The sequence below is a fragment of the Streptomyces sp. NPDC050674 genome (assembly GCF_040654575.1).
In the GTDB taxonomy this organism is placed as follows: Bacteria; Actinomycetota; Actinomycetes; order Streptomycetales; family Streptomycetaceae; genus Streptomyces.
This window is the reverse complement of the sequence record NZ_JBFAIG010000012.1, coordinates 83,694-99,339: the sequence shown is the minus strand read 5'-3', so window position 1 is coordinate 99,339 and position 15,646 is coordinate 83,694. Positions and strand designations below refer to the sequence as shown.

General features: G+C 72.1%; 14 protein-coding genes and 1 pseudogene. 11 read left to right on the top strand and 4 right to left on the bottom strand.

Annotation, left to right across the window (positions count from 1 at the left end; all coding sequences use genetic code 11):
* The first annotated feature begins 26 nt into the window (after window positions 1-26).
* The 6 genes from AB0I06_RS20950 (at window position 27) to AB0I06_RS20925 (ending at window position 7,888) form a co-directional block, all read left to right on the top strand.
* Window positions 27-2,876, top strand: coding sequence for a DEAD/DEAH box helicase (locus tag AB0I06_RS20950; protein WP_363120316.1), 2,850 nt, complete (start codon window positions 27-29; stop codon window positions 2,874-2,876).
* Window positions 2,877-3,249: 373 nt separating this feature from the next.
* On the top strand, window positions 3,250-4,890 hold the full coding sequence (locus AB0I06_RS20945; RefSeq protein WP_363120315.1) for an ATP-binding protein: 1,641 nt from the start codon (window positions 3,250-3,252) through the stop codon (window positions 4,888-4,890).
* Complete coding sequence (locus tag AB0I06_RS20940) at window positions 4,887-5,294, top strand: roadblock/LC7 domain-containing protein (RefSeq protein WP_030848665.1); 408 nt, start codon at window positions 4,887-4,889, stop codon at window positions 5,292-5,294. The genes AB0I06_RS20945 and AB0I06_RS20940 overlap by 4 nt, the downstream gene beginning before the upstream one ends.
* A complete protein-coding gene (locus AB0I06_RS20935) occupies window positions 5,291-5,689 on the top strand; it encodes a DUF742 domain-containing protein (protein ID WP_363120314.1) in 399 nt (132 codons plus the stop codon). The genes AB0I06_RS20940 and AB0I06_RS20935 overlap by 4 nt, the downstream gene beginning before the upstream one ends.
* Window positions 5,670-6,290 (top strand): ATP/GTP-binding protein, encoded by a 621-nt coding sequence (locus tag AB0I06_RS20930; protein WP_363120313.1) that lies wholly within the window; start codon window positions 5,670-5,672, stop codon window positions 6,288-6,290. Before AB0I06_RS20935 ends, AB0I06_RS20930 begins: the two co-directional genes overlap by 20 nt.
* Window positions 6,291-6,349: 59 nt before the next feature.
* Window positions 6,350-7,888 carry a cytochrome P450 gene (locus AB0I06_RS20925; RefSeq protein WP_363120312.1) on the top strand — a complete coding sequence of 513 codons (1,539 nt, stop codon included), beginning with the start codon at window positions 6,350-6,352 and terminating at the stop codon, window positions 7,886-7,888.
* 9 nt (window positions 7,889-7,897) lie between these two features.
* On the opposite strand, the gene AB0I06_RS20920 is transcribed toward AB0I06_RS20925, so the two are convergent.
* Entirely contained in the window at window positions 7,898-8,878 is a 981-nt protein-coding gene (locus AB0I06_RS20920; protein ID WP_363120311.1) for an RluA family pseudouridine synthase, read from the bottom strand.
* Window positions 8,879-8,958: 80 nt separating this feature from the next.
* Between AB0I06_RS20920 and AB0I06_RS20915 the strand changes: the two genes are divergently transcribed.
* Window positions 8,959-9,540 carry a GNAT family N-acetyltransferase gene (locus tag AB0I06_RS20915; protein WP_363120310.1) on the top strand — a complete coding sequence of 194 codons (582 nt, stop codon included), beginning with the start codon at window positions 8,959-8,961 and terminating at the stop codon, window positions 9,538-9,540.
* Window positions 9,541-9,596: 56 nt separating this feature from the next.
* Here the strand turns inward: AB0I06_RS20915 and AB0I06_RS20910 are convergent, their stop codons facing one another.
* Both AB0I06_RS20910 and AB0I06_RS20905 read right to left on the bottom strand, forming a co-directional pair.
* Window positions 9,597-10,439 carry a siderophore-interacting protein gene (locus AB0I06_RS20910; protein WP_363120309.1) on the bottom strand — a complete coding sequence of 281 codons (843 nt, stop codon included), beginning with the start codon at window positions 10,437-10,439 and terminating at the stop codon, window positions 9,597-9,599.
* 80 nt (window positions 10,440-10,519) lie between these two features.
* On the bottom strand, window positions 10,520-11,449 hold the full coding sequence (locus tag AB0I06_RS20905; RefSeq protein WP_363120455.1) for a 5'-3' exonuclease: 930 nt from the start codon (window positions 11,447-11,449) through the stop codon (window positions 10,520-10,522).
* 204 nt (window positions 11,450-11,653) lie between these two features.
* On the opposite strand from AB0I06_RS20905, the pseudogene AB0I06_RS20900 reads away from it, so the two are divergent.
* The 3 genes and pseudogenes from AB0I06_RS20900 to AB0I06_RS20890 form a co-directional block, all read left to right on the top strand.
* Window positions 11,654-11,962, top strand: a pseudogene (locus AB0I06_RS20900) (glycine betaine ABC transporter substrate-binding protein); the annotation flags it as partial.
* A gap of 329 nt (window positions 11,963-12,291) precedes the next feature.
* A complete protein-coding gene (locus AB0I06_RS20895; protein WP_363120308.1) occupies window positions 12,292-12,861 on the top strand; it encodes an XRE family transcriptional regulator in 570 nt (189 codons plus the stop codon).
* Complete coding sequence (locus tag AB0I06_RS20890) at window positions 12,858-13,577, top strand: helical backbone metal receptor (RefSeq protein ID WP_363120307.1); 720 nt, start codon at window positions 12,858-12,860, stop codon at window positions 13,575-13,577. The genes AB0I06_RS20895 and AB0I06_RS20890 overlap by 4 nt, the downstream gene beginning before the upstream one ends.
* On the opposite strand, the gene AB0I06_RS20885 is transcribed toward AB0I06_RS20890, so the two are convergent.
* The gene (locus AB0I06_RS20885) at window positions 13,489-14,640 is read right to left on the bottom strand and encodes a TDT family transporter (RefSeq protein WP_363120306.1); all 1,152 of its coding nucleotides are present in this window, start codon (window positions 14,638-14,640) and stop codon (window positions 13,489-13,491) included. The genes AB0I06_RS20890 and AB0I06_RS20885 overlap by 89 nt on opposite strands.
* A gap of 70 nt (window positions 14,641-14,710) precedes the next feature.
* Here AB0I06_RS20885 and AB0I06_RS20880 point away from each other — a divergent pair, with 70 nt between their 5' ends.
* Window positions 14,711-15,640 (top strand): LysR family transcriptional regulator, encoded by a 930-nt coding sequence (locus AB0I06_RS20880; RefSeq protein ID WP_363120305.1) that lies wholly within the window; start codon window positions 14,711-14,713, stop codon window positions 15,638-15,640.
* Window positions 15,641-15,646 lie beyond the last annotated feature (6 nt).

The window sequence follows — 15,646 nt, the reverse complement described above, 5'->3', positions numbered from 1 at the left end:
GGGTTTGGAAGAAACGGATCCGGATAATGATCGTCCTGTTGTCAGTGCGGCCCGGTACGCTCGAAAGCACGATGACAGAGGACCTCTCACCGGCCGAGCGGTACGCGGCAGCCCGCAAGCGCGCTGTCGAGCAGGCCACCGCGCTCGCCCCCTTCCGCGAGATGTACGACTTCGGCCTCGACCCCTTCCAGATCGAGGCCTGCCAGGCGCTCGAAGCGGGGAAGGGCGTGCTGGTCGCCGCGCCCACCGGCTCCGGCAAGACGATCGTCGGCGAGTTCGCCGTCCACCTCGCCCTCCAGCAGGGCAGAAAGTGCTTCTACACGACACCCATCAAGGCGCTGTCGAACCAGAAGTACGCCGACCTGTGCCGCCGCTACGGCACGGACAGGGTGGGCCTGCTCACCGGCGACAACAGCGTCAACTCCGATGCGCCGGTGGTCGTGATGACCACCGAGGTGCTGCGGAACATGCTGTACGCCGGTTCCCAGACCCTCCTGGGCCTCGGTTACGTGGTCATGGACGAGGTGCACTACCTCTCCGACCGCTTCCGGGGCGCCGTGTGGGAAGAGGTGATCATCCACCTCCCCGAGTCGGTCACGCTGGTCTCGCTCTCGGCGACGGTGTCGAACGCCGAGGAGTTCGGCGACTGGCTCGACACGGTCCGCGGCGACACCGAGGTGATCGTCTCCGAGCACCGGCCCGTGCCGCTGTTCCAGCACGTGCTGGCCGGGCGGCGGATGTACGACCTGTTCGAGGAGGGCGAGGGCCACAAGAAGGCCGTCAACCCCGACCTGACGCGCATGGCGCGCATGGAGGCGAGCCGGCCGTCGTACCAGGACCGCCGGCGCGGCCGCTCCATGCGCGAGGCCGACCGCGAGCGGGAGCGCCGGCAGCGCTCCCGCATCTGGACGCCGAGCCGGCCCGAGGTGATCGAGCGGCTCGACCGCGAGGGGCTGTTGCCAGCCATCACCTTCATCTTCAGCCGCGCCGCCTGCGAGGCCGCCGTCCAGCAGTGCCTGTTCGCGGGGCTCAGGCTCAACGACGAGGAGGCCCGCGAGCGGGTCCGCGCCCTGGTCGAGGAGCGCACGGCGTCCATCCCGACGGAGGACCTGCACGTCCTCGGCTACTACGAGTGGCTGGAGGGCCTGGAGCGCGGCATCGCGGCCCACCACGCGGGCATGCTGCCGACCTTCAAGGAGGTCGTCGAGGAGCTGTTCGTACGCGGTCTGGTCAAGGCCGTGTTCGCCACCGAGACCCTCGCCCTGGGCATCAACATGCCCGCCCGCTCGGTGGTGCTGGAGAAGCTCGTCAAGTGGAACGGCGAGCAGCACGCGGACATCACCCCGGGCGAGTTCACCCAGCTGACGGGCCGGGCCGGGCGACGCGGCATCGACGTCGAGGGCCACGCCGTGGTCCTGTGGCAGCGCGGCATGAACCCCGAGCACCTCGCGGGCCTGGCCGGCACCCGGACGTACCCGCTGCGCTCCAGCTTCAAGCCGTCGTACAACATGGCGGTCAACCTGGTCGAGCAGTTCGGGCGGCACCGCTCGCGCGAGCTGCTGGAGACGTCGTTCGCGCAGTTCCAGGCGGACAAGTCGGTCGTCGGCATCTCCCGGCAGGTGCAGCGCAACGAGGAAGGTCTCGAGGGCTACAAGGCCTCCATGACCTGCCACCTCGGTGACTTCGAGGAGTACGCGCGGCTGCGCCGCGAACTGAAGGACCGGGAGAACGAGATCGCCCGGCAGGGGGCGGCGGAACGGCGCGCGGAGGCCGCCGTCGCGCTGGAGAAGCTCAAGCCCGGTGACGTCATCCACGTGCCCACCGGCAAGTACGCGGGTCTGGCGCTGGTGCTGGACCCGGGGCTGCCCGCGGGCCGTTCGAACGGCCATCGCGGCTTCGAGCACCACGACGGGCCCCGCCCGCTCGTGCTGACCGCGGAGCGGCAGGTGAAGCGGCTGGCCTCCATGGACTTCCCGGTGCCGGTCGAGCCCCTGGAGCGGATGCGGATCCCGAAGTCCTTCAACCCCCGTTCTCCGCAGTCCCGTCGGGACCTCGCCTCCGCGCTGCGCACCAAGGCCGGGCACATCCCGGCGGACCGGCACCGCAAGCGGCGCTCCCAGGCGGCCGACGACCGTGAGATCGCCCGGCTGCGCACGGCGCTGCGCGCCCACCCCTGCCACGGCTGCGACGAGCGTGAGGACCATGCCCGTTGGGCCGAGCGGTACCACCGGCTGCTGCGGGACACCTCGCAGCTGGAGCGGCGGATCGAGGGCCGTACGAACACCATCGCCCGCACGTTCGACCGCATCGTGGCGCTGCTGACCGAGCTGGACTACCTGCGCGGCGACGAGGTCACCGAGCACGGCAAGCGGCTCGCGCGGCTGTACGGCGAGCTGGACCTGCTCGCCAGCGAGTGTCTGCGCGAGGGCGTCTGGGAGGACCTCGGCCCGGCCGAACTGGCCGGGTGCGTCTCGGCGCTGGTGTTCGAGGCACGGGCCGCGGACGACGCGATGGCGCCGAAGATGCCGTCCGGGAAGGCCAAGGCCGCGCTGGGCGAGATGGTGCGGATCTGGGGGCGGCTGGACGCGCTGGAGGAGGAGTTCCGGATCACCCAGACCGAGGGGGTCGGGCAGCGCGAGCCCGATCTGGGCTTCGCCTGGGCCGCGTACATGTGGGCCTCCGGCAAGGGGCTCGACGAGGTGCTGCGCGAGGCGGAGATGCCGGCGGGGGACTTCGTGCGGTGGTGCAAGCAGGTCATCGACGTGCTGGGGCAGATCGCGGCGGCGGCTCCGCAGGGGTCGTCCGTGGTGAAGAACGCCCGCAAGGCCGTGGATCTGTTGTTGCGGGGAGTGGTCGCCTACTCGTCGGTGGGGTGATCGTCGACGCGCGGGGGCCGGCTCGTCGTGGTCGCTCGCGCAGTTCCCCGCGCGCTTTGAGAGCCTCGTACTGAAGCCCATTCACCCATCTCGGTGAGTGGGCTTTCGTATACCCGTTCGCCACTACGCACAGTATTCGAACGATGTCGCAGCGTGTAAACGACCGAGCGTACTATCCCTTCGCGTCCGTTTTCCGGCAGTTGCTGAATATGACACGGCGATGATCCGGTCGGACTAAGCTCGCCCGCAGCGCACCGGCTTGAGATGAATTCGTGCGCTTGTTCCCCAATGTGCTGGAAGATCCCGACAGTTCCATGACATACCCCCCTGCACGTCCTTCCGAACCTCAGTCGACTCCTGTCAGAAGGCCCACATGGTGAGTGTTCAATCCCCTCCCGGTCGCCGTGAACGTCCCTACGCGCGCGTGCTCCTGCTGCCCGCCATAGTCATGGCCGCGGCGACCGGAGCCGCCGTCGCCCTGGTGTCGGAGCCGGCCCGGGGCGCCGTCGGCTGGTGCGGCGGCATCGCCACCGCGATGGTGCTCGCCACGGCCGCCGAGGCGGTGCGCCGCGGCCGTGCGCTGCGCGACCAGCGTGCGGAGCACGCCCGGCACAGCGCGCAGCTCCAGCAGCGGATCGCCGACCACGAGACCGAACTGCTCCGGTTCTCCCGGGAGATCGTCCCCGCCGCCCTCGACCTGCTGCGTGCCGGAGAACCACCCAGGGAGGTGATTCGCAAGCTCGGTCTCTCCCACCCCGCGTTCCGCGACCTGCCCGCTCCGCAGGCCGAGACGCTGCTGACGGTGCTCAAGATCGTCGACTACGAAGTGACGATGCGTGACGCCGCCGCACGTTCCTTCGTCAGTGTCGCCCGCCGTGTGCAGGCGATCATCCATCAGCAGGCCGAGGAGCTGCGGGAGATGGAGGAGGACCACGGCCGCAACCCGGAGGTCTTCGACGACCTCCTGCGCATCGACCACGGCAACGCCCTGATCGGCCGCCTGGCCGACTCCGTCTCCGTGCTCGGCGGCGGACGCCCCGGCCGGCAGTGGCCCGAGCCGGTGTCGCTGTACAGCACCCTGCGCGGCGCCATGTCCCGCATCCTGGAGTACCGGCGCATCCAGCTCTCCTCCATCGCCAAGGTCAGCGTCAAGGGCATCTACGTCGAGCCCGTCATCCACGCCGCCGCCGAACTCCTCGACAACGCCACGCGCTACTCCCCGCCGCAGACCAAGGTGCACGTCACCGCCACCGAGGTGCAGACCGGCGTCTGCATCGAGATCGAGGACGGCGGTGTCAACCTCAACGAGGAGGCACGTGCCCGGATCGAGGGAATGCTGGAGGCGGCCAAGGCGGGCGTCGACCTCCAGGACATCGGTGAACACCCGCGTCTGGGGCTGGCCGTCGTGGGCCGCCTGTGCACGGCGTACAACATGCAGGTCTCGCTGCGCGCCTCCGCGTACGGCGGTGTCCGCGCCATCCTCATCGTGCCGAGCGAGATGATCACCCACGAGCCCGGTGTCGGACTCGCCCACGGCATCGGCGCCACCGGCATCCCCATGACGGTCGGCATCCCCGAGGGCCCGAAGCGCGCGCCCAAGAGGCGCCGCCCCACCAGCCCGAAGATCCCCGCCACGGTCTCCCTGGAGGACGACGACGTCCCCGAGGTCACCGAGTGGACGACGAACGGCCTGCCGCAGCGCCGCAGCAGGGTGAAGATGCCGCTCGCCGAGCGACTCGCCCAGCAGGCGGCCAACGAGAAGGCCGACCGCGAGGCCGCCGAACGGGGTGAGCACAACCCCTGGGCGACCCCCGAGCCCGAGCCCAAGTCGTGGCACGACATGTCGTCCCCGGACGCCCCCGGCAAGGGCCTCGAAGCCTTCTGGGAGGGACTCAAGCAGGGCATCGAACCCGGCACCCACCCGACCGACTTCATCCGGAACCCGACCAAGTACCTGCACCTGATCAATGACCCGGCCCCCACCGAGGCCGATGACGAGGGGGACCTCAAGTGATCCAGCAGCGAGGCAACTTCGACTGGATGCTCAAGCAGCTCGCCGACGGCGTACCGGGCATCGAGATGATCGTGGTGCTCTCGGCCGACGGTCTGCGCATCGCCCGCTACGGCGGCGAGCCGGACGCCGCCGACCGGGTCGCCGCGGCCTGCGCCGGCCTGCAGTCCCTCGCGGGCAGCATCTGCCAGGAACTCACCGTGGGCGACGGCGAGATGAAACTCGTCATGATCGAGATCGACCGCGGCTACTTCTACCTGATGGGCGCGGGCGCCAACGCCTTCCTGGCGGTCCTCTCCGACGTGCGGTGCGAACCCGGCCGGATGAGCGCGATGATGCGCGACCTCGTCGTCCGGATCGGCGGCCACCTCACCAGTCCGCCCCGGCGGAACGGGCAGATCGTATGACTCCTCCCCAACGCCAGAGGCGCGACCTCGTCCCGGACCTGTCCACGCCGAAGGAGAGCGAGGACAAACCGGGCAACCCGGAGCGGATGTACGTGGTGGCCGGCCCGGACGGTGAACGGGCCGAGCTCGACCTGGTGACGCTGATCGTGGCCCGAGCCACGGACCCGCCGCCTTCCGCCTCTCCCGAGCAGGCGGCGCTGCTCCGGCTCTGCGCCGCCCCCCTGTCCGTGGCCGAGCTGTCGGCCTACCTCCACCTGCCGTTCAGCGCGATGGGCGTGCTGCTCACCGAGTTGCTGACGGCGGAACTGGTGCAGGCGCGTGCCCCGATCGTCCGCAAGGCGCGCACCGACCGTTCCCTCCTCGAAGCGGTGATGAATGGACTTCAACGGCTCTGACACCATCCCGGGCCCCCGGGCCGAGGACCAGTTGCCCCACACGGCGCAGGCCGCGGCCAAGATCGTGATCGTGGGCGGTTTCGGCGTCGGCAAGACGACCATGGTCGGCTCGGTCAGCGAGATCACACCGCTGACCACCGAGGAGACCATGACGCAGGCCGGCATCGGTGTCGACGACAACTTCGGTTCCGCGACCAAGACGGCCACCACCGTCGCCATGGACTTCGGCCGGATCAGCATCACCGAGCAGCTGGTGCTGTACCTCTTCGGCACTCCCGGGCAACAGCGCTTCTGGTTCCTGTGGAACGGCCTGTTCGAGGGCGCGCTCGGCGCGGTGGTCCTGGTCGACACCCGGCGGCTGGAGGTCAGCTTCGACGTCATGGGGCGCCTGGAGGAGCGCGGTGTGCCGTTCGTGGTCGCCATCAACTCCTTCCCGGACGCGCCTCGTTACGACATCGAGGAACTGCGCACGGCCCTCGACCTCACACCGGACATCCCGATCATCGAGTGCGACGCGCGGCGCCGGGCCTCCAGCCGCGATGTGCTGATGACGCTCATGCGCTTCCTGCACTCGCTCGCCATGACGGGTTCGCTCACCTGACCCCGCCGTCCCCCACCTCCCCCCAGACACCTGATTCACCTCAGTTCGGAGCGATCACTGTGACGCCTGAATCCCACGCCCCGACCAGTACGGACGACCTCCGGCCCGGCCCGCCCCCCGGCTGCCCCGCGCACGGCCCCGGGCCCGGCGGACTGCACCGGCTGCACGAGGCGGAGGACCTGGGAGCGCTGTACGAGCAACTGCGGGAGCAGCACGGCCCCGTGGCGCCCGTGCTGCTCCACGACGACGTGCCGATGTGGATCGTCCTCGGCCACGCCGAGAACCTGCACATGGTGCGCTCGCCCTCGCAGTACTGCCGGGACAGCCGGATCTGGACCCCGCTGCGGGAGGGCCTGGTCAAGCCCGACCACCCGCTGATGCCGCACATCGCCTGGCAGCCCATCGCCTCGCACGCCGAGGGCGACGAGCACAAGCGGCTGCGCGGCGCGGTCATGGGCGCCATCTCCACGATCGACTTCCGCAGCCTGCGCCGCTACATCAACCGCAGTACGCAGATGATCGTCAACCGGTTCTGCGAGGCGGGCGAGGCGGACCTCGTCGGCCAGTTCACCGAGCACCTGCCGATGGCGGTGATGTGCGAGATCCTCGGCATGCCCGACGAGTACAACGACCGGCTCGTCGAGGCCGCCCGCGACGCCCTCAAGGGCACCGACACGGCGATCGCCAGTCACTCCTACGTCATGGACGCCCTGAGCCGGCTCACCGCCACCCGCCGCGCCCAGCCGGAGGAGGACCTCGCCAGTTATCTGATCACCCACCCGGCCCGGCTGAGCGACGACGAGGTCAGGGAGCACCTGCGCCTGGTGCTCTTCGCCGCCTACGAGGCCACCACCAACCTGCTGTCCAACGTGCTGCTCACGGTGCTGATCGACCCGCGCTTCCGGGCCCAGCTCAACGGCGGCCAGATGACGGTGCCGGAGGCGGTGGAACAGTCCCTGTGGAACGAGCCGCCGTTCAGCACGGTCTTCGCCTACTTCGCCAAGCAGGAGACCGAGCTGGGCGGGCAGCGCATCCGCCGGGGCGACGGGCTGCTCTTCGCGCCGCTCCCGGCCAACGTCGACCCGCGGGTGCGGCCCGACCTCAAGGCGAGCATGCAGGGCAACCGCTCCCACCTCGCCTTCGGCGGCGGTCCGCACGAGTGCCCCGGGCAGGACATCGGCCGTTCCATCGCCGACGTCGGCGTCGACGCGCTGCTGATGCGGCTGCCGGACGTCGAGCTCGACTGCGACGAGGAGGAGCTGCGCTGGACGGCGTCCATCGCCTCCCGGCACCTGGTGGAACTGCCGGTGCAGTTCTCGCCGAAGCCTCCGCAGGACGTGCAGGAGGTGCCGAACCACAAGCCGGTCGCCGCGCAGCGCTCGGACTGGCAGATCGGCACCGCGCAGCCGCAGGCCGCACCGGCCGCGTCGCAGCCCCAGCCGGTCGCCGCGCAGCCACAGCCGCCCGCCGCGCAGCCGCAGCCCGCTCCGGTGCAGCACCGGCCGATGCCGGACCCGCCGCGGCCGGCGGCGGCGGAGCCGCCCCACCGCAAGGGCGTCTGGCAGCGCTTCCTGAGCTGGTGGCGCGGCGGCTACTGACGGCGGAGGCTACGCGCCGTCGTACGTCCCGGCGGCCCACCGGTGGTGGGCCGCCCAGGCCGTGAGCACCCGGCCGCTGCGGAAGCGGTGCTCCTCGCCCGTGACCGGGTCGGTGAACTCCAGACACCGCGCCAGCAGTTGGAGCGGGCGCCGGAAGTCACCGGCCGCCGCGGGGGCGGTCACCTCCGGGTAGAGCGGGTCGCCGAGGATCGGCACGCCCAGGGCGGTCATGTGGACGCGCAACTGATGGGTCTGGCCGGTGGCGGGCAGGAGCCGGTACCGGGCGAGGGCGCCGGGCCCGCCGGGGCGCGCGCGGTGCTCGACGAGCTCGACGCGGCTCACGGCGTTCGGCTCGCCCGGCACTTCCCGGGCGGTGAGTACCCCGCGCTCCTTCACGATCCGGCTGCGCACGGTCCGGGGCAGGGCGAGCCCGGGGTCGTACGGGGCGACCGCCTCGTATTCCTTACGGACCCGGCGGTCGCGGAACAGCGTCTGGTACGCGCCGCGTTCCCCGGGGCGCACGGTGAACAGCACCAGTCCCGCGGTGAGCCGGTCCAGGCGGTGCGCGGCGGTGAGCTCCGGGAGGTCCAGCTCACGGCGGAGCCGGGCCAGCGCGGTCTCGGCGACATGGCCGCCGCGCGGGGTGGTGGCGAGGAAGTGCGGCTTGTCGGCCACGACGATGTGCTCGTCCCGGTGCACGACCTCCAGCGGGAAGGGCACCGGCACCTCCTCGGGCAGGTCCCGGTGGAACCACACGAACATGCCCGGCACGTAGGGGGCGTCCGCCGCCACGGGCCGCCCGTCCGCCCCGACGATCCGGCCCGCGTCGAACATGCTGTCCACGACCCCGGCGCCCGCCCCGGTCAGCCGCTCCACCAGATGCTCGCGCACCGTGCCCCACGGCCCCGCGAAGGGCAGCCGTATCCGTACCGGGTCCACGCCGTGGCGCTGCGGCAGGGGAGAGGGCGGGGCGGGGGTCTTGCGTCTCATCGCGGCCCAGCGTACGAGGCCGCCGTCCGGAAGCGGAAAACCACTGGGACCCGGCGACGCGTGCTTGCCAGGATGCGGGGATGCCGTTCCTCATCAGCCCGGTTCTGACCGCCGGGACACTCGCACACCGTCCGCAGCCCACTCTGCACGCCGACGGGGGACTCCTCCTGCGGCCCTGGCGGACCGACGACGCGCCCGCGGTGTACGAGGTCTTCCAGGACCCCGTGATGCACCAGTGGCACGCCCGGGCCGCGGACTCGGTGGCGGAGGTGGCCGACTGGATCCAGCAGTGGCGCGGGGCGTGGCAGGAGGAGCGGGAGGCGCACTGGGCCGTGGCGGACGCGGACTCCGACGCGTTGCTGGGGCGGGTGGCACTGCGTGAGCTACGGCTCGACGACGGGACGGCGGAGGTGGCGTACTGGACGGTCCCCGCCGCCCGGGGCCGTGCGGTCGCCGCCCGCGCCACGACCGCGCTCACCCACTGGGCCCTCGACGAGACGGGCTTCCACCGGCTGGAACTCCTGCACGCCGTGCGCAACGAGGCGTCCTGCCGCGTCGCCACCCGGACCGGCTTCGCCCTGGAGGGCACCAAGCGCAGTGCCGTTCTTCAGCCGGACGGATGGCACGACATGCATCTGCACGCGCGGATACGGGGGGAGTGAGCCCGCCGCCGCAGCTCCCGGTGCCGGGGCCGGCAGCGTGCCGCGTCGGTGCGCCGTCAGGCCGCGGACACGCTCTCCTGCTCCGCCTCGATCCGGGCGTTCCACTCGCGCTTGGAGGCCTGCCAGCCGTCCTCGTCGTGGCCGCGGCGCCAGTAGCCGGAGATCGAGAGATCCTCGCGCGGCACCTGGCGCTCGACGCGGAGCAGCCGGCGCAACTGCTTGACGAAATGTGCCTCGCCATGGACGAAGGCGTGCACCCGGCCCTCGGGGAAGTCCAGGGTGCGCACGGCCTCGACCAGGGCCTCACCGCGCGGCCGGGCCCCGCGGTGCAGCCAGACGACCTCCACGTCCGAGTCGATCTTCTGCTCCTCCTGGGGGCCGGAGACCTCCACGAAGGCGTACGCCCTGGCGCCGCGCGGCAGCGCCTCCAGGGCGCGGGCGATCGCGGGCAGCGCGCTCTCGTCCCCCACGAGCAGATGCCAGTCCGCCCCGGGGTCGGGCGTGTACGCCCCACCGGGTCCCATGAACCGCACCGTCTCACCCGGCCGCACGCGCATGGCCCACGGGCCCGCCAGGCCCTCGTCCCCGTGGAGGACGAAGTCCAGCGTCAGCTCGCGGTGTTCGGCGTCCCACTGGCGGACCGTGTACGTCCGGGTCACCGGCCACTGTTCGCGCGGCAGCTCGTCCCGGACGCGCTGGAGGTCGAAGGGTTCCGGGTAGGTCACGCCGGTGGGCGGGAACAGCAGCTTCACATAGTGGTCGGTGCACGTGTCCGCCGCGAAGTCGGCGAGGCCCTCGCCGCCGAGCACCACACGCTGCATGTGCGGGGTCAGCCGCTCGGTGCGGACGACCTGCGCGCAGTGGAGCCGGCGCGGCTGGCGTCCCGGTCGCTCTGCCATGAGGACCTCCCTGTCTCGCATAGTTAGGGTTACCTAAGTTAGCACCTCGGCCCCATGTGGCGCCTCATGTGGCGAAGAGGTCACCGCGCCAGCGTCGTCAGCAGGCGCTCCAGCGATCCGCCCAGTCCCCACCGGGCGGCCAGTGCCTCCAGCTCCTCGGGGTCACGCGGCGTCCGGGGCAGCTCCGTGGGGACGTCCGGCAGGGGGACGTCGTCCGCGACCCGGACCACCTTCGGAGCGACCGCGAGATACGGACGCGCCTCGTCCAGCCGCCTGCGCTGCGCCGGCGTCAGCTTCGACCGCCGGTCCTCGACCGCCGCCAGGATCCCGGCCAGGTCCCCGAACTCGGCCAGCAGCTTGGCGGCCGTCTTCTCACCGACGCCCGGCACGCCCGGCAGGCCGTCGCTGGGGTCGCCGCGCAGCAAGGCCAGATCCGCGTACCCCTTCCCGTCGACCCCATACTTCTCACGCAGCACCGCCTCATCGGTGTGCTGGAGTGTGCCCACGCCCTTCAGCGGGTACAGCACGCGCACCCCGCGCGCGTCGTCCACCAGCTGGTAGAGGTCGCGGTCACCCGTGACGATGTCGACGGGGCCCTTCGCCCGTGCCGTGTACGTGCCGATCACGTCGTCCGCCTCGTACCCGGCGACACCCACCCGCGCGATGCCCACCGCGTCCAGCACCGCCTCGATGACCGGCACCTGCGGCGACAGGGTGTCGGGCACCTCCTCCTCGTCGGGCCCCACCGCGTGCTCCTCGGCGACGCGGTGCGCCTTGTACGAGGGGATGAGCTCCACCCGCCACTGCGGCCGCCAGTCGGCGTCCATGCAGGCCACCAGGAGGTCCGGCCGGTGGTCCTTGACCAGGCGGTCGATGAAGTCGAGCAGTCCGCGCACGGCGTTCACCGGCGTGCCGTCCGGGGCCCTGACCGAGTCCGGGACGCCGAAGTAGGCGCGGAAGTACAGGGAAGCGGTGTCGAGGAGCATCAGTCGTCCGGTCACGCCACGCATCATGCCGTACGCCACCGACAGACACTCGCCTCGCATGTGACACGCCCCACGTGTGCGTTTGGGATGCGCGATCTCGGGGAGGCGCCGCCCCGGAGCGAGGCTGGTTGCGCATTTCGGTTGCGCCCTGTCCTCGCTTGTTCTGTTGCCAACGAAATAGAGGGACACGTGTCAGCGAGGCTTGAGGCAGAGAGCCTGTGCCTACGCCAGGAAGGAGCCATCGCCGTCACCCTGTGGTCCCCGCACTGGGCGTACAGCGACTACCCGCTGACCAAGCTGAAGGACCCGAAGAAGGCCTTCGGCGAGGGCAACACGATCCGCACCATTTCCAGCGAGAAGTTCCCCGGGGAGTACCCGCAGCTCACGAAGTGGATCAAGAACTTCAGGATGAGCGAGGCCGAGCTCGGCAGCCTGGAGAGCGAGATCAAGGACCGCGGACAAGGTCATGAGGAGGAATCCGTGGCCGAGTGGCTCCAGCAGCACCCGGACATGGTGAACCGCATGACACCGCAGTAGGGTTCCGGGGTGGGACGCGCGACACGCCGGTCCCACCCCGCCCCCGATTCACGAGCGGGATCCGGACAACCACAGAGCGCTACACCACCCCCAGAACCTCCTCTCCCGCCCTGTTCTTCCGGCAGGCGGAAGGCCTGCCCGGCCCCCGTCCCCGGCGGATTGACTGGCGCGAAGTGTGAGGTCGCGCACCGTCCCGTATGACGTCGATGTGACGGCGCGGGAAACGGTTTGCCGAACATGCGTAGGGTGCAGACAACTCCACAACGGCAGTGCGCCGGGACACCGCCGCACGGGGAGCGGATCGACGGGCGAAGGAGGGAGCCGGAGCGATGGGCGACCACAAAGAGCAGCCTCTTCGGGTGGGCGCGGCCGTGCGCCGGCGGCGCCGCGCGCTGGAGCTCACGCTCGCCGTCGTCGCCGCGCGCAGCGGCCTGTCCGTCCCGTTCCTGAGCCAGATCGAGAACGACCGGGCCCGGCCCAGCACCAGCTCCCTGGAGAAGGTCGCCGACGCCCTGCGCACCACCGCCGTGGAACTGCTCGCCGCGGCCGACCCGGCGTGCAGCGTGGACGTGGTGCGCGCCGAGGGCGGCGAGCCGCTGCCCCAGCCCCGGACGCGCTCCCTGGTCCGCGGCCACCACCAGATGCACGCCTCCGAGTTCATCGGCGACCATGACGCAGGGCGCGAATTCCAGTACCGCAACGACCAGTTGATGTACGTCGCCGACGGCGCGGTGGAGATCGAGGCGGAGGGCCGCGCCTACCGCCTCGGCCGGGGCGACACGCTGTACCTGACCGGTGGCGTACGGCACCGCTGGCGGGCGGCCGAGTCGGACACCCGCGTCATCGTCGTCGCCGTGGCGGAGCACATCGAGGCGGTCCGGGACCGGCCGCGCCGGTGAGGGTCGTCTCGCTCGTCCCCTCGCTGACCGAGGCCGTGGCCTGTTCGGCGCCCGGTGCCCTGGTGGGCGCCACCGACTGGTGCACGCACCCCCCGGACCTGGACGTCGTACGGATCGGCGGCACCAAGAACCCGAAGACCGACCGGATCCTCGCCCTCGCGCCCGACCTCGTGATCGCCAACGAGGAGGAGAACCGCGCCCCCGACCTCGCGGCCCTGCGCGCGGCGGGCACCGAGGTCCTGGTCACCCGCGTCCGCGACGTTCCGCAGGCCTTCCGGGAGCTGGCCCGGGTGCTGGAGGCCTGCGGGGTGCCGGCCCGGCCGCGCTGGCTGGACGAGGCGGAGACCGTGTGGTCGTCCCTGCCGGAGCCCGGCACGCGGCGGACGGCCGTCGTGCCGGTGTGGCGCCGCCCGTGGATGGTCCTGGGCCGTGACACCTTCGCGGGCGACGTGCTCGCCCGGCTCGGCATCGACCACGTGCACGCGAGGCACCCCGACCGCTACCCGCGCGTCCCGCCGGAGGACATGACGGCCTGCGCCCCGGATCTGGTGGTGCTGCCGGACGAGCCGTACCGCTTCACCGCCGACGACGGTCCCGAGGCCTTCCCCGGCCTGCCCTGCGCGCTCGTCAGCGGACGGCACCTGACGTGGTACGGACCGTCACTGGCCGAGGCGCCGCGGGTGCTGGGCGGGGCGCTGCGAGAAGCTCGCCCCTGAGCAGCCCGCGCACGGTGCCCACGACGGCCGTGGCCCACGCCGCGACCAGCACCGCGTAGAGCAGGACCGCCGGACCCGCGTAGGCGACGAGCCCGGTGTGCCGGGCCAGTGCCCCGGCGCCCGTGACACAGGTGCCGACCGGGAAGGTGAACGACCACCAGGTCATCGAGAACCGCATTCCGTGCCGCCGGGCGCGCACGACGTGCGCGGTGGCCAGGCAGAACCACAGCAGCGCGAAGCCCGTCACGGGCACGCCGTAGAGCACGGCGAGGGCGCCGAAGGCCTCGCCGAACGGCTCCGGCACGACACCGGGCGCGGCGTCCGCGAAGGCGCCGACGGCGGTGGTGGACTGCCCGAGCGGGCCCAGCACCAGAAACAGCGTCGGCGTGAGGGCGAGGGGCAGCGGTCCGCCGGTGAGCAGCCGGGCGAAGACCAGCGGCAGCATGAGCAGGGTCGCGAGCAGGCTCAGCCCGAACAGGGCGAAGCACCCGAGCAGCAGGGTCTCCCGGGCCTGCCCGGGCGGCAGATGCGGCACCAGCGGCGGCCCGACGGCGGCCGACACCATGGGCGCGACGAGCGGCAGCAGCCAGACGGGGGTGGCGTGCCCCGGCTCGACCCGGTGGCGTACGGCCATCAGGTACGGCACCGCGACGGCGGCGGCGAGCCCGAGGGCCGTCCCCGCGGTGAACAGCACCGCGTCGAGGGTGACGGCGGCCCGCAGGCCGATCCAGTCCCGGCCGACGGCGAGAGCGCCGCCGCCCACGGCCAGCAGGGCCATGGCGAGACAGCCGTAGAACGGCGCCGTCGCCGCGTCCAGCAGGTGGGCCCGGGCCTGGTCCCGGTGCCGGGCCCAGTGCGCGGCCCGTCCCGCGAGCAGCGCCAGGAGCAGGACGAGCGACAGGGCCCACACCCCCGCGAGCACACCGCGCAGCCCCGGGACGTGCGCGGGCAGGGCCGCCCCGGCGGTGGCGACGACGGCGGTGCCCATCACCGTGGCGTACCAGTTGGGTCCGAGCCGGCGGACGGAGAGCGGGTAGGGGACGGATGGGGCTGCGGTGACCATGCCTTCACGGTGGGTCCGGGAGCGGCGCACCACCAGGGAGGACGCCTCTATGGCGACATAAGCTGGGTTTATGAGCAACGCGGATGAGCAGGCCGGGCCGGCGGCCACCGGGTCCCTGGCGCACCGGGTGCCGGACCTCGGGGCCATGGAGCTGCTGCTGGCGGTGGCGCGGGTCGGCAGTCTCGGTGGGGCGGCGCGGGAACTCGGCATCACCCAGCCCGCGGCCAGCAGCCGGATCCGCTCGATGGAGCGGCAGCTCGGGGTGGCGCTGGTGGACCGGTCGCCCCGCGGGTCCCGGCTGACGGACGCCGGGGCGCTGGTGACGGACTGGGCGCGGCGGATCGTGGAGGCGGCGGAGGCGTTCGACGTGGGGGCGCAGGCGCTGCGCGTCCGCCGTGACTCCCGGCTGCGGGTCGCGGCCAGCATGACGATCGCGGAGTATCTGCTGCCGGGCTGGCTGCTGGCGCTGCGCGCGCAGCGGCCCGACACGGCGGTGTCGCTGCACGCGGGGAACTCGACCGTGGTGGCGGAGCGGCTGCTGTCCGACGAGGCGGATCTCGGGTTCGTGGAGGGGGTGTCGGTGCCCGCCGGACTCGACTCGGCGGTCATCGCCCACGACCGGCTGATAGTGGTGGCGGCGCCCACGCACGCCTGGGCTCGCCGGCGGCGTCCGCTGGCCGCCGGTGAACTGGCGACGACCCCGCTGATCCTCCGTGAGAAGGGCTCGGGCACGCGGCAGGTCCTGGACGCGGCCCTCGGCGGTCTGGCCCGGCCGCTGATCGAGCTGTCCTCGACGACGGCGGTGAAGGCGGCGGTGGTCGGCGGGGCGGGTCCGACGGTGCTGAGCGAGCTCGCGGTGGGGGAGGAACTGGCCATGCGGCGGCTGGTGTCGGTGCCGGTGGAGGGGATCGCCCTGGCGCGGGACCTGAGGGCGGTGTGGCCGACGGGGCATCGCCCCACCGGGCCCGCGCGGGACCTGCTGTCGCTGACGCGGGGATAGCCGCTC